Raw genomic sequence first — 14,318 nt, 5'->3', positions numbered from 1 at the left:
ACGGCTTTTCCGATGGGGGCATGCTTTCGAGCCGATAGGAGTTAAGGCGAAGCGATGGCCTTTCGATTGACGCGCGGGCGCAGACTTTGGGACCGAATCCGGCCCTCCGTGCTGGGGCTGGCGGCGCTCGGCCTTTGTCTCGGCGCGTTCGACATGCCCGCCGCGCGCGCGCAGAATTTCAACCCCTTCGGCTGGTTCCAGCAAGTGTTCCGGCCGCAGCGCAATTATGACGAATACCGGCCGCAGCGCCCGCATCCGCATTACACCTACCATCCGCATCCGGTGGCCAAGGTGCAGAAAGCCCCCGCTGTGCCGCCGAGCTTCTTTGTCGCGGTCCTCGGCGACTCGCTCGGCGAGTTGCTCGGCCAGGCGCTGACGACCTCGCTCAGCGACCGGCCCGAAGTCGAGGTTCTGCACGAGGCGAAGGAAGATTCCGGCCTCGTCCGCGACGATTATTACGATTGGCCGAAAACCGCGCATGATCTCGCGACCGGCAGCCAGAAAATCAATGTCGCCGTCATCATGATCGGCAGCAACGACCATCAGACCTTGCACGATTCCACCGGCAGCTACGACCCCGATTCGGAGCAGTACGACCAAATCTATGCCGCGCGGATCGAGGCCGTCGCCAAAGCCTTTCACGATGCGAAAATTCCGCTCATCTGGGTCGGCCTGCCGATCATGAAAAGCGACCGCTATTCGAAAGCCATGACCGCGCTCAACGATATGTATCGCCAATATGCGAGCCAGGACGGCGCGACCTACGTCGACATCTGGGATGACTTCGTCGATGACGGCGGCCAGTTCAGCCCCTACGGGCCGGATGTCGATGGCCAGGTCGTGCGGCTGCGCGCGCTCGACGGCGTCCATTTCACCAAGGCGGGCGCACTCAAGCTCGCGAGCTTCGTCGCCCCGCAGATCCGTCAAATTCTGCAAGGCGAGGCGCCGCAGGACGACGCCGCGCTCGCAAAAATCGAGACGACGGCGCCGTCCGGCACCAATTTGCCCGCGGCAAATGCGGCGGTCCCCCCGATCAAGCCGGCGATCGGCCCGGTGCTTCCCCTGACCGGGCCGGTTATGGCCGCCGGCGGGCAGCTTGCGACGCTGACCCCCGCCAGCGGCGGGGCCAATACGGCAAGCCTCGTCGAGCAGACCTTCGTCGATACCCGGCATCCGCTGCTGCAGGCCGGCCGCGCCGACGATTTCGACTGGCCGCGCCATGAGCTTGCGGCGGCAGAGCCGCCGCCGAAGCCGGCCCCGCTCCCGACGCTGACGGCGCCGGCCGAAGCCCCGCCGCCGGCTTCGCCTGCCAAGAACCCCGCCGCCTCGCCGACCAGCACCGTCCGATGAACAGACGTTCACAACGGAACAAATCGCACATCCGCTGAAACCGACCTGTGGCTTCATCACTGCGCGGCTTTTCTTCGTGGGGGATGTGTCATGCTGACACTTCGCACTGTTGCAGTTTCTGCATTGATTTTATCGTTCGGCGCCACCGGCGCTTTTGCTCAGGATCTGCCTTTTCCGTTCAATCTCTTTTCCGGCCCGCAGGCGACGCAAGCCCCCGCGGCCAATGCCGGCAACGTCGCGATCGCCGTGCAGCCGACGCGGACGCTGGTCGATGACCCGACCGGCGCGCCCAAGGGCGTGGTCACCGTCGATAGCAAGACGAAGTATCTTTATCTCTCGCTCGGCGACGGCAAGGCTCTGCGCTATGGCGTCGGCGTCGGCCGCGAGGGTTTTAGCTGGAGCGGCCATGTCCATATCGCCCGGCGCGCCGAATGGCCGGATTGGACGCCGCCCGAGGTGATGCTGAAGCGCCGGCCCGACCTGCCGCATTATATGGCGGGCGGTATCGGCAACCCGCTCGGCGCCCGCGCGCTGTATCTCTTCAATGGGCAGGGCGACACCGGCTTCCGCATTCACGGGACCAACGAACCCGATACCATCGGCCAGGCGGTTTCCTCCGGCTGCATCCGGATGCTGAATGTCGACGTCGAAGACCTCTACACCCGGGTCAAGGTCGGCACCCAGGTCAACGTCATCTGACGCGGTCCCCGCCTCGACCTTCTGAGGATTTGCAGGCGGACCCGAAAATGCATTATCCCGTGGCGATCGGCAGGGCACCCGCTCTGCCGGTCGCAATGTTTCGGGTGGGCAGCAGATGGCGGACAAATCCAGCGACGAGGAGCGCGCGGCCCTGCACGCGGAACTCGAACGTCTGCGCCAGGAACACCGCGACCTCGATGCGGCGATCACGGCGCTGATCGAGATTTCCGCCGCCGACCAGTTGCAAATCCAGCGGCTGAAGAAGCGCAAGCTGATCCTGCGCGACAAGATCGACCGCATCGAGGATGTGCTGACTCCCGACATCATCGCCTGACCTCTGCGGTTCGCCCGGCAGCCTCGCGCAAGCCCGTCGGTGTAATGAGCGGACGCCACGCTCTGGAATTGCGCCCGGCGTCGCGGGCGCTTTAAGGCCCGCCGATGCACCCGTCCGAAGCCGCCGCGCAACCGTCCGCGGCCGAATTGCTGCAAAGCGCGCTCGAATTCCACGGCGGCAAGCAATACGGCCTCGCACGCCAACTCTATCTGCAAGTTCTCGATCAAAATCCCGATCACGAGGTCGCCTGGCACAATCTCGGCCTTGTCGAACATATGACCGGGCGTCACGCGCAAGCCGCGGAATATATCGGCAAGGCCATCGGCCTTAAGCCCGATTATGCGCGCGCCTATGCCAATCTCGCCGCGGTTCTGCGCGAAACGCGCCAGCTCGAGGCGGCGCGGGAAACCGCTCTGCGCGCCGTGCGCCTCGATCCCGGCTTTGCCCCGGCGCAGGGCAATCTCGGCAACATCCTCGAAGACATCGGCGAACTCGAAGCCGCCGCGATGGCCTATCTCGAGGCTTGCCGGATCGACCCCTTCTTCATCGAGGCCCATACCAACGCCGCCGAAATTCTGCGCCGGCTCGGCCGTCCGGAAGAGGCCCTGAACATCTGCCGCGCGATCGCCGCACGACGCGCCGACGCGGCGGAACCCTATTTCGCGATGGGCAATATTTTGCGCGGGCTTCTGCGGCTCGACGAAGCGGGCGAGGCTTTTCGCCGGGCCATCGCCCTGCGGCCGGACTATGCGGAAGCCTATTGCAATCTTGGCAACATCCTGCAGCACCGCGGCGATGTGCCGGGCGCCATCGCCGCCTACGAAAACGCGCTGGCGCTCAAGCCGGGCATGGCCGAGGCGCATTGCAATCTCGGCGCGGCCTATGAGACACAGCGCCGCCTCGACGACGCGCTGCGCGCCTACCGCCAGGCGATCGCGCTCAACCCGGACCTTGTCGGCGTGCGCATGCAAATGCTGCATCTGCGCCGCGCGATCTGCGACTGGGCGGATATCGAGGCGGAGGAAAAGGCGGCTTTGGCCGCAATAGCCGACCATGACGGTACTATTCCTCCCTTCAGCCTGCTCAGCATGGAGTCGGGCCACGCCCTGCAACTCGAAGCAGCGCGGCGCTGGGCCGGGGCCCTGCACGCCAGGCCCTGTTTCACGCATCAGCCGACCGAGCGCGGCCGGAAATTGCGCATCGGCTATCTCTCGGCGGATTTCTTTCGTCACGCGACTGCGGTGCTCATGGCGGGACTGTTCGAGGCGCACGATCATTCGCGCTTCGAGGTCATCGCCTATTCCTATGGTGCGGACGACCGCAGCGAGTTGCGCCAGAGGCTTGGCAATGCCTTCGACCGCTTCGTCGATCTCAACGGCGTCGGCGACCGCGAAGCGGCGCAACTTATCTTTGACGACAAGATCGATATTCTCGTCGATCTCAAGGGCTATACGATGTTCGCGCGCAGCGAGATCACAGCCTTTCGCCCAGCGCCGATCCAGGTGAATTTCGTCGGCTACCCAGGCACGATGGGCGCCGATTTCATCGACTATGTGATCGCCGATCCGGTCACTTTGCCGATGGATCAGCAGCCTTTCTACGCCGAGAAAATCGTCCAATTGCCGGACTGCTATCAGCCCAACGACGACCGCCGCCGCATCGCCGAACGCACGCCGACGCGGGCCGAATGCGGCTTGCCGGGGACGGGCTTCGTCTTCTGCTGCTTCAACAACAGCTACAAGCTGACGCCGAAATTCTTCGACGTCTGGATGCGGCTGCTCGCGGCTGTACCGGGCAGCGTACTCTGGCTTTACGACTCCAACGCGCGCGTGAAGGACAATCTGCGGCGCGAGGCCGAGGCGCGCGGCATCGATCCCGGCCGTCTCGTCTTCGCGCCGCATATGATGGCGGTGGACCATCTCGCCCGGCAGCGGCTGGCCGATCTCTTCCTCGATACTTTGCCCTACAACGCCCATACGACGACGAGCGACGCGCTCTGGGCCGGCCTGCCCGTGATTACGCTCGCGGGCGATGCCTTCGCCGGCCGGGTGGCGGCGAGCCTGCTTCAGGCGGTCGGTCTGCCGGAACTCGTCACACATTCGCTCGCGGATTATGAGGCACTGGCGCTCGCACTCGCACGCACGCCCGAGCGGCTCGCGGCGATCCGTCAAAGGCTTCTCGCGACACGGCGCACCGCGCCGGCCTTCGACACCGGCCGCTATGCCCGCCATCTCGAAGCCGCCTACACCCGCATGTGGGAAATCCGGGCCGATGGCGCAGCGCCGCAGCCTTTCGCGGTGGCATCCCTATCGACAGCTAGCCAAGCTTCACCTGTCATCGCGCCTGAGCCGCCGCAAATCGCGCGGCACGCCTATGAGGTCTGCCCGCTCTGCGGCAGCGGCGCCCACAAGCCGTTCCTCGCCGCCGATTGCAGCAAGGATCCGGCCTATCGCAGCACGCTCGCGCCGGACGTGCGCTGGCACCTCTGCGAGGACTGCGACCATTTCTTCACCGAAGGCTATTTCGAAGGTGCCGATATTTTCGCGCCACTCGCACGGGAGACGCTCGGACATGCGATGGAGGCCGGACGCCAGGCCGCCGCGCCGCGCGTCGCCGCGATCGCACGGCATGTCGGCCCGTTGAATTGCGATGCGGCCTGGCTCGATGTTGGCTTCGGTAACGCGGCGCTGCTCTTCACCGCCGCCGAATGGGGCTTCGAGGCCGTCGGGCTCGATCCGCGCCCCGGCCATGTCGCGGGACTGCGCCAGCTCGGCCTTGAGGCGCATGAAGGCGCGCTCGAAGACCTCGACGCGCCAGGGCGCTTTGGCATCGTCAGCCTCGACGATCAATTGCCGCGCATGATCGATCCGGTGCGCGCGCTTGCCGCCGCACACCGCCTGTTGCAGCCGGACGGATTGCTGCTGCTCGGCCTGGCGAACATGGACGCGATGGCGTTCAACCTGCTGCACGCGCAGGAGGCCAATCCGCATTGGGGCGAGATCACGCACTATCATATGTTCGGCCGCGCGCGGCTCCATGCGCTGCTGCGCGAGCAGGGCTTTCAGCCGCTCGAATATCAGGTGAATCCGCAAATCCGCATCGGCATGGACGTCATCGCACGCAAGCTCGGCTGATCTACGAGTCGAGATCGCTGTCCTGCTGCGACCGCAGCCGCGAAGAACGCAACTCGCCGCGCTCCTCAAGAACCGGGTAAGCGGCGCCGGCCACAAGGCAATCGTTGACCCCCTTGAGCGCCCGCAGCAGATCGAGATGCAGCGCGTTCGCCTCGATCGCGTCCGGCCGGGATTGGCGCAGACGGCGAAAATAAGCCGCCGTCGCCTTGGACTCGATCTCCCGGAAGAAGGCTTTTTCGTCCGCCAGCGCCCGCGCGGCGCGGAGATCCTGCGTCATGAAGACGGTTGCGGCGAGGCGCAGATTGGCGGAAAGATGCTCCAGCATGAGACGCGCGTCGGCGCGTCCCTCGTCGGCGAGCACGAGGCCGCGTTTCAACTGCCGCGTCAGCGTCGCCAGTGCGCCGCGGTCGATCGTGTCCCCCGCCTGCTCCAGATTGCTGGTGAAGGCGAGGATGGCTGCGGCCCTCTTGTCGTCATCTTCGGTCAGCGACTCGGGATCGAGGCCGACGATATAGGAGCGGATCGCGGTATTCAGGCGATCGAGGATATCGTCGATGCGGCGCGTTTCGACGATCCGCTGCTTGTCGGTCTTCTCATCGAGCGCGCGGCCAAATCCCTGCAGCATCTCGTCGAACACATCGACCATGCGCAGCGCCTCGCGCGTGGCATTGCCGAGCGCCACCGCCGGCGCCTCGGCTGCGGCGGGGTCGAGATAGAGCGGACGCGAGGGATCCTGCGCTTCGACGCGTTGCGGCAGCAGCCGGCGCAGCGCTTTGGCGAAAAGCGGCAACAACGGCAGGAAGACCAGCGCCATGACGACGTTGAAGAACATGTGAAAATTGGCGACGTCGCGGGCGAGGCTCGGATCGAGCCGCACCAGCGCCGGGCCGATCCGCTCGATCAACGGCAGCGCGATCGCCGCGCCGATCAGCCGGTTGAGCAGATTGCCGAGCGCGACCTGCGCGCCGGTGCGGTCGACGCCGCGCGGGGCTTCGAGAAGCGGATTGATCGCCGAGCCGATATTGGCGCCGAGCACGAGCGCGATGCCGGTATCGAGCGACACGGCGCCATTGGCGACGAAGGACATGACAATCAGGACGATGGCGACGCTCGAATGCGCCGCCCAGGTCGCGAGCGCGCCGAGAAGCAGCGCAACGAACGGCTGGGTCGCCACCGCGCCAAGCAACATGCGCAAGCTCGGCACGTCCTCGTAAGGCGTGATGATCTGCACCAATTGGCTGAGCGCCATCAGCAGCAGGCCAAGGCCGATGGCCACGCGGCCAATATCGCGGGTGCGCGACTCGCCGCTGCGGCGGAACATCATCACGCCGATGATGAGGAAGACCGGCGCGGCAAGCGCGATATCGAAGGAGAGAAGCTGGACAATGAGCGTCGTACCGACATTCGCCCCGAGCATCACCGCGAGCGCCGGAACGAGATCGACAAGTCCGGCGGCCGCGAAGCCCGCGACCATGAGGCCCGTCGCTGTACTGCTCTGCAACACCGCCGTGACGCCGATGCCGGCGGCGAAAGCCTTGATGCGGTTGCCGAAGGCGTGCGCGAGCACGCGCCGCAGATCGGCGCCGAAGGCGCGCTGAATCCCGCTCTGGATCATGTGCATGGCCCAGAGCAGCAGCGCCACGGCGCCGGCGAGATCGAGCAGAGAGAGCGTCGCGTCCAACTTTGTTCCTCTTCGACCGCACGATTCGAAACTGCGCGGCGCTTGCTCAAAGTGGTGCAAAACGCGCAGATATCAAGTTTTGATTCAGAGCGCGTTGCGGCCCTGAATGTCGAGCGCGGCGAAGGCCGCATCGCTCAATTCGAGATTAGCGGCGGCGACGTTCTCGACAAGATGTTCGGGATTGGCCGTTCCGGCAACCGGCAGCATGATCTTCGAGCGCTTGAGCAACCAGGCGAGCGCCACCTGACTCGGCGTCGCCTTCAGCTCTGTTGCCGTCTGCAGCAGCGCCGAACCCGGATGCGCCAACGCGCCCGCGGCCAGCGGCGCCCAGGGAATGAAGCCGATGCTGTGCCGCTCGCAATAGGTCAGCACATCTTCGCTGGAGCGGTTGACGAGATTGAACCGGTTCTGCACGGTCGCGACGGGAAAATATTTTCGCGCTGCTTCGATGTCATCGACGCCGACGTCGCAAAGGCCGACATGGCGGATCAGCCCCTCTTTGCGCATCGCCGCGATGACGGAGAATTGCTCGTCGCGCGGCACCGCCGGATCGATACGGTGCAATTGCCACAGATCGATGCGATTGAGCCGCAGCCGCCGCAAGCTCATCATGACGCATTGGCGCAGATATTCCGGCCGCCCGAGCGGACGCCAGATCTCCGGCCCTGGCCGCGTCAGCCCGCCCTTGGTCGCAACGAGGATGTGGTCGTAAGGATGGAGCACCTCACGGATCAGATCCTCGCTTACAAACGGGCCATAGGAATCGGCGGTGTCGATGAAATTGATGCCAAGCTCAGGCAGCCGGGCCAATGTCGCCCGCGCCGCGGCAAGGTCTTGGGGATCGCCCCAGATGCTCTTGCCGGTCAGCCGCATCGCGCCAAAGCCGAAGCGGTTGATGGTGAAATCGCCGCCGACCTTGAATTGGCCCGCTCTCGCGGCGGACAGCGTTGCCGACATTTACAATCCCGGTCTTCGATCGCCGCACCTGCTTATCGCGGCGCTTGCAATGTCTTCATAGTGAATTCTGCGAACTTTAGAAACGGCGCTGCGATGGTGCGGCGCAGGACGGCTTGCCTTCGCGAAGGCATAAGCGCAGCTTCTCTTTGCGGTGATGTGACGGCGCCTTTGGCGCTGCGAACGGAAAGGTCCGGGGAATGGCCGAGAACGCGAGCAAAACCGTCGTCTTCATTCATGGCGCCTGGATGGTTCCCGCGTCATGGGACAATTTTCGCAGATCTTTCGAGGCCGCCGGCTTTACGACCCATGCGCCGGCGTGGCCCTATATCGACAGCGCGCCGCCCGAGGAATTGCGACGCAATCCACCGGCCGGCCTGGGCGCCTTGAGCATCAAGGAGATCGTCGATCATTATCAGAATTTCATCGCGAGCCTGCCGGAAAAGCCGCTCATCGTCGGCCATTCCTTCGGCGGACTGTTCACGCAGCTTTTGCTCGACCGCGGCCTCGGCTGGGCCGGTGTGGCAATCGATCCCGCGCCGATCGCTTTGGTCCCGCCAGGCGCTACCTCTCTCTTCGCGGCTGCGCCAGTGCTGTTACGCTGGCAGGGCTGGGAATTGCCGTTCACGCTATCGCGCGAGGCGTTCGCCAGCTCTTTCGCCAATGCCGCACCGCCGGAAGTTCAAAGCGAGGCCTATGACAAGCTCGTCGTTCCGACCTCTGGCCGCATGTTCTACGAAGGGGCATTCTGGATCGGCACCGGCGTCCATCCGAAGCGGCGGACGCAGCCGCTGCTCATCACCGTCGGCGGGGAAGACAAGACCGTGACGCCCTTCACCGCCATGGGCGCCTTCAACCTGCAAAAGCACGCGCCCGCTGAAACCGATTTCAAATATTTTCCCGGCCATTCGCATTTCCTGATCGCCGAGCCGGGATGGGAAGACGTGGCGAATTACATTCTGCGCTGGGTCGCTCACCTTTGAGAAAAGATTCGGGGAGAAGGCGCGCTACGCTTGCGCGCCCCTGCCCCTTCGTCTAGGACGCTGCCTTCTTTTTCGGCTGCCCCGCAGAGTTTTCATGTCCGCTCCCAAACTCGTCGCCATCGTCATGGGCAGCCAGTCCGATTGGAAGACGATGCATCATGCCGCCGAAACGCTGGAAAAGCTCGGCGTCGGCTATTCCGCCGAAATCGTCTCCGCCCATCGAACGCCCGACCGGCTCGTCAAATTCGCCAAGGGCGCGGAGGCGGCGGGCTTCAAGGTGATCATCGCCGGCGCCGGCGGTGCCGCGCATCTGCCGGGCATGACCGCGGCGATGACGCCGCTACCCGTTCTCGGCGTGCCGGTCGAGACCAAGGCACTCTCGGGCCAGGATTCGCTCTATTCCATCGTCCAGATGCCGGCCGGCGTGCCGGTCGGCTGCCTCGCCATCGGCGAAGCGGGCGCCATCAATGCGGCGCTGCTCGCCGCCGCCATCCTCGCGCTCGACGACAAGGCGCTCGCCACCCGGCTCGCCGACTGGCGTGCGGCGCAGACCGCCGCCGTCGCCAGACATCCCGAGTGAGGCGGATGGCGGAGAGTCTCGCGCCGGGCGATACGATCGGAATTCTGGGCGGCGGCCAATTGGGCCGGATGCTGGCGACGGCGGCCGCACAACTCGGCCTCAAGACGCATATTTTCGCGCCCGAAGCCGATAGCCCCGCTTTCGATGTCTCGGCGGCACGGACGATTGCGGCCTACGAGGATGAGACGGCGCTGAAGGCGTTCGCCGCGGCGGTCGATGTCGTCACCTATGAATTCGAGAACATACCCGCCGCGACGGCGGAACTGCTCGCCGGGCTGCGTCCCGTCCGCCCCGGCCCCGCCGCGCTAGCGGCGAGCCAGGACCGGCTGACGGAAAAGGATTTCCTGACGGGGCTCGGCATCGAGACGGCGCCCTACCTGCCGGTCGAGGACGCGGGCGCGCTGATCCGCGCCGTCGGCAAGCTCGGCCGCCCGGCGATCCTCAAGACCCGGCGTTTCGGCTATGACGGCAAGGGTCAGGTGATGATTCGCGAAGGCTCCGATCTTGGCGCCATCTTCCGCAGCCTCGGCGGCGCGCCGGCCATTCTCGAAGGCGTCGTGCCTTTCATCAAGGAAGTCTCGGTCATCGGCGCGCGCGGCCTCGACGGCAGTTTCGTCGCCTATGACGTGACCGAAAACGTCCATGCCAACCATATTCTGAGCGTCAGCCGCGCCCCGGCGAAGATCGACGCCGAAGCGGCGGAAGTGGCGATCGCCACCGCGCAGAAGATCGCCGATGCGCTGGATTATGTCGGCGTGCTCGGAGTCGAGCTGTTCGTGACCGAGGAGCCCGACGCTGACGGCCGGCCGCGGCAAACGATCCGCGTCAACGAAATCGCCCCCCGCGTCCACAATTCCGGCCATTGGACGCTGGACGGCGCCGTCTGCTCGCAATTCGAGCAGCATATCCGCGCCGTCGCGGGCTGGCCGCTGGGCCTGGCTCGGCGCCACGGGGCCGCCGTCGAGATGCGCAACCTGATCGGCGAGGAAGCGAACGCCTATGCCGAAATCCTGCGCGAGCCGGGCGCTTGCCTGCACCTCTATGGCAAGGCCGAAGCCCGGCCGGGCCGCAAAATGGGCCATGTGACACGAATTCTGGACCGGGACGTCTGATCATCGGGCTTCCGCTGGACAAGAACGGCCGACTCTGCTAACCGAACTCCAAGGGTCGAGGCGCTTCAGCGCCTGCGGGCCTATTCCCGAAAGCTTACGCTTAATCACTGCCGAGGCCAAAGCCGTCGGCGCAAGACAAGGATCGCCGCGTGCAAGTTCTGGTTCGTGACAACAATGTTGACCAGGCCCTGAAGGCGCTGAAAAAGAAGATGCAGCGCGAGGGGATTTTCCGCGAGATGAAGCTTCGCGGCCATTACGAGAAGCCCTCCGAGAAGCGGGCACGCGAAAAGGCCGAGGCCGTGCGCCGGGCGCGCAAGCTGGCGCGGAAGAAGCTGCAGCGTGAAGGGCTCCTGCCCATGAAGCCGAAGCCCGTGGTCGGCGTCCGTTGATCTTGCGCTTGCGCTGATCCTAGCGGCGCCGCTGGCTTCATGCTCCGCGGCTTTCGCTTTTTCTGCACTTTCGCTTTTTCTGCAAAAGACGTTTGTTATGCCAATTGCGGGCAGGATTGCGCTTCGTCGCAATCTTGCCGGATTGCCGGGGCCTAAAGACGTCCCGGGACGGATGCGAGAAGTGGGAACCGGTTTGCAGAAATCCCGCTTAAGGTTCCCGGAATCGATCGTCTGATCGTACCGTTTTTCGAGATTGGCACTCAAACGGACTGATCCAGGACTTGCATTTCGATGACTTGCATTTCGATGATACTGTTTCGACGCCCCGTCCTCCCCGCATTTTTGCTGGCGACTTTGTGCCTCGCCGGGTGCGAAAGCGGCAATTCTCTCGGCCCCACGGGCGCCGGCATTGCCGAGGTGGCGCCGGTTTCGCCGGAAGCGGCGCAGGCGAATATCGCCTCGCTGACCGATGTCATCCAGCGCAATCCGAACAGCGCCGAAGCCTATAATACCCGCGGCGTCGCCTATGCGCGCATCGGCCAATATGACAACGCAATCGCCGATTTCACCCAGGCGGTCCATCTCGATCCCAACGACGCGGCGGCGCTCACCAATCGCGCGCTCGCCTATCGGCAGACCAATCACGACGATCTCGCCCTCGCCGACTTCGATCAGGCGATCACCGCGAATCCGAACCACGCCCCCGCCTATATCGGCCGCGCCAATCTGCTGCGCACCCAGGGCAAGCTCGACCCCGCCCGCGCCGACCTCGACGTCGCGATCCGTCTCAACCCCGAGAGCGCGCAGGCCTATCACGCGCGCGGCCTGATCTTCCAGCGCGAGGGCAACAACCAGGCGGCGATCACCGACTTCGACAATGCCATCGACCGCGACCCCTTCGTTGGCGCGCCCTATGAGGCCCGCGGCGAAAGCCTGATCGCCATCGGCCAGCCGGCCAAGGCGGTCGAGGACTTCAACGCCGCGCTGAACGTCAACAACAAGGACGCCAACGCCTGGGCGGGGCTTGGCCTCGCCTACGAGAAGCTCGGCAATCGCGCCAAAGCCGCCGAATCCTACGACCACGCCCTCGCCTTCGACCCTAACAACAAAGTGGCGCGCGACGGCCAGGCGCGAGTACGCGCTTAACCCCGCCGGCTTAATCGGGCGCAAGGCCGAACGCCGACCATGCTTTAAAGTCCGGCGTCTCGTCGGGAAGCGTCAATGATCGGGTTTTGGCACAGACTGCCGCGCTGGCGCGTTCTGCCTCTCATCCTCATCGCGTGCGGAATCGGCTTTACGCCAGCATCGGCGATGCAAGCGCCACTTTGCACTGCGGGCCCTGCCGCGCAGCTCTCCGCCTCGCCGATAGCCCATTGCCATCACGCCGCACCCCACCACGACGGCCAGCGATCTTGCTGCGGCATCTGCGGGATCGTCCTACTCCGTGCCGAAGAAACGATCGCTTTGCGGCTTCCCGCGGCCGGCCGGCAAAGATATGTCCGGCAGAATTGGGACAGCCACGGCATTGCGCTGCCGCCTGCGCTCGGACCGCCGCGCCACCTCGTCTGATGCTCCGCGCCTTTGGCGCTTCCATCAGTGCGCCGGCCTGCCGGCCCGAAACGAGGACAAAAACATGAATCGTCGTGATTTTCTCAACGGCTTGATGGCCGGCGCTGCGGCGCTCGGCACGTCAGGCTTTGCCCATCCCGCCCGTGCCGACGCACCATCCCGGCGCCTTGCCATCGTCAATCGAACCTTGGAGATCAACGGCAAGGCGGCCCGCGTCTTCGGACTCGCACAGCCGGACGGCATGACCGGCCTGACACTGCAGGCAGGCTCTGCCTTCGACGTGACACTCACCAATGACATCGCCGCGCCGACGCTTGTCCACTGGCACGGCCTGACGCCGCCCTGGAAGATGGACGGTGTGCCCGACAATCCGGCGCCGCCGCTGAAACCGGGTGAACCCCGGCGCTATACCTTCCCCGCCGGCGCCGGCGGCACCCATTGGATGCATGCCCATACGCTGCAGGAGCAGAACCTGCTGGCTGCGCCGCTGATCGTCCGTACCATTGGTGACGTGAAGCAGGACGAGCAGGAGATCGTGATTCTGCTGCACGACTTTTCCTTCACGCCGGCCAAGGAATTGCTCGCCCGGCTGACCGCGGGCAAGGGCGGCGGCAACATGTCCGGCATGGATGTGCAGCAGATGATGAAGGTCAGCCCCAACATGGACATGTCGCACATGGATATGCCGGGCATGGCGATGGACCTCAACGACATCGATTTCGACGCTTATCTCGCCAATGACCGGACCCTTGCCGACCCCGATGTTGTACAGGTCGAGAAAGGTGGCCGGGTGCGCCTGCGCCTCATCAACGGGGCCACCGCGACCAGCTTCATGATCAGCACCGGCGGCCTGCCCGCTGAACTCATCGCCGTCGATGGGCAGGATGTCGCGCCCATTGCCGGCACCGCCTTTCCGATTTCGATGGGACAGCGGCTCGATCTGCGTCTGCACCTGCCGGCGCGAGGCGCCTGGCCAATCCTCGCGCTGCGCGAAGGCGCGCGCGAGCGGGCCGGAATCGTGCTCGCGACGCCGGGCGCAGCCGTCCGCAAGCTTGCCGTGGAAGGCGATCGCGAGACGCCGGCGCTCAACCTCGGCCTTGAACGGCGGCTTCGCGCCCGCGCGCCGCTCACCGCCCGCACAGCAGACCAACGATTCTCGCTCAGCCTGACCGGCGACATGGCCGGCTATCGCTGGGGCCTGTCAGACAGCACTGCGCTGCGCGTGAAACGCGGCCAGCGTGTCGAGATCGCATTGAAGAACAATTCGATGATGGCGCACCCGATGCACCTGCACGGGCACCATTTCCAGGTCGTCGCCATCGACGGAAAGCGGTTCGCCGGCGCCGTGCGCGACACGGTGTTCGTGCCGTCGATGGCGGATGTGACGATTGCCTTCGACGCCGACAATCCTGGCCATTGGCCCCTGCACTGCCATAACCTCTATCACATGGCGGCAGGGATGATGACTTATGTGAGCTATGAAGGGGTCGGCTAGCCGATAGCGCCGGACGCGAAGCAATCCGGATCGTCGCC

12 protein-coding genes are annotated in these 14,318 nt (G+C 65.0%); 10 read left to right on the top strand and 2 right to left on the bottom strand.

The genetic code is table 11. The annotated features are described in order from the left end of the window. Positions 1-54: 54 nt before the first annotated feature. From CWB41_RS07765 to CWB41_RS07750, 4 genes are all read left to right on the top strand, one after another. Positions 55-1,350 (top strand): SGNH/GDSL hydrolase family protein, encoded by a 1,296-nt coding sequence (locus CWB41_RS07765; RefSeq protein WP_115834821.1) that lies wholly within the window; start codon positions 55-57, stop codon positions 1,348-1,350. 90 nt (positions 1,351-1,440) lie between these two features. Continuing rightward, entirely contained in the window at positions 1,441-2,049 is a 609-nt protein-coding gene (locus CWB41_RS07760) for a L,D-transpeptidase (RefSeq protein ID WP_115834822.1), read from the top strand. A 115-nt stretch (positions 2,050-2,164) separates the two neighbouring features. Continuing rightward, the gene (locus tag CWB41_RS07755; RefSeq protein ID WP_115834823.1) at positions 2,165-2,383 is read left to right on the top strand and encodes a YdcH family protein; all 219 of its coding nucleotides are present in this window, start codon (positions 2,165-2,167) and stop codon (positions 2,381-2,383) included. 104 nt (positions 2,384-2,487) lie between these two features. Beyond that, on the top strand, positions 2,488-5,517 hold the full coding sequence (locus tag CWB41_RS07750; RefSeq protein WP_115834824.1) for an O-linked N-acetylglucosamine transferase family protein: 3,030 nt from the start codon (positions 2,488-2,490) through the stop codon (positions 5,515-5,517). Between the two features lies 1 nt (position 5,518). Here the strand turns inward: CWB41_RS07750 and CWB41_RS07745 are convergent, their stop codons facing one another. Continuing rightward, the gene (locus tag CWB41_RS07745; RefSeq protein ID WP_115834825.1) at positions 5,519-7,198 is read right to left on the bottom strand and encodes a Na/Pi cotransporter family protein; all 1,680 of its coding nucleotides are present in this window, start codon (positions 7,196-7,198) and stop codon (positions 5,519-5,521) included. Positions 7,199-7,282: 84 nt separating this feature from the next. Beyond that, positions 7,283-8,155: an aldo/keto reductase gene (locus CWB41_RS07740; protein WP_115834826.1), complete on the bottom strand. Its 873-nt coding sequence runs from the start codon at positions 8,153-8,155 to the stop codon at positions 7,283-7,285. Between the two features lie 197 nt (positions 8,156-8,352). Between CWB41_RS07740 and CWB41_RS07735 the strand changes: the two genes are divergently transcribed. The 6 genes from CWB41_RS07735 to CWB41_RS07710 all read left to right on the top strand — a co-directional run bounded on the left by CWB41_RS07735 (position 8,353) and on the right by CWB41_RS07710 (position 14,280). Next, positions 8,353-9,135, top strand: coding sequence for an alpha/beta hydrolase (locus tag CWB41_RS07735; protein ID WP_115834827.1), 783 nt, complete (start codon positions 8,353-8,355; stop codon positions 9,133-9,135). A gap of 94 nt (positions 9,136-9,229) precedes the next feature. Continuing rightward, a complete protein-coding gene (gene purE / locus CWB41_RS07730; RefSeq protein ID WP_115834828.1) occupies positions 9,230-9,715 on the top strand; it encodes a 5-(carboxyamino)imidazole ribonucleotide mutase in 486 nt (161 codons plus the stop codon). Between the two features lie 5 nt (positions 9,716-9,720). After that, a complete protein-coding gene (locus CWB41_RS07725; RefSeq protein ID WP_115834829.1) occupies positions 9,721-10,827 on the top strand; it encodes a 5-(carboxyamino)imidazole ribonucleotide synthase in 1,107 nt (368 codons plus the stop codon). 149 nt (positions 10,828-10,976) lie between these two features. Further along, complete coding sequence (gene rpsU, locus CWB41_RS07720) at positions 10,977-11,216, top strand: 30S ribosomal protein S21 (protein ID WP_115834830.1); 240 nt, start codon at positions 10,977-10,979, stop codon at positions 11,214-11,216. A gap of 306 nt (positions 11,217-11,522) precedes the next feature. After that, positions 11,523-12,362, top strand: coding sequence for a tetratricopeptide repeat protein (locus CWB41_RS07715; RefSeq protein ID WP_245441085.1), 840 nt, complete (start codon positions 11,523-11,525; stop codon positions 12,360-12,362). 487 nt (positions 12,363-12,849) lie between these two features. Further along, positions 12,850-14,280, top strand: coding sequence for a multicopper oxidase family protein (locus CWB41_RS07710; protein WP_115835453.1), 1,431 nt, complete (start codon positions 12,850-12,852; stop codon positions 14,278-14,280). Positions 14,281-14,318 lie beyond the last annotated feature (38 nt).

The organism is Methylovirgula ligni (assembly GCF_004135935.1).
GTDB lineage: Bacteria > Pseudomonadota > Alphaproteobacteria > Rhizobiales > Beijerinckiaceae > Methylovirgula > Methylovirgula ligni.
This window is presented reverse-complemented; position numbering and strand designations above follow the sequence as displayed.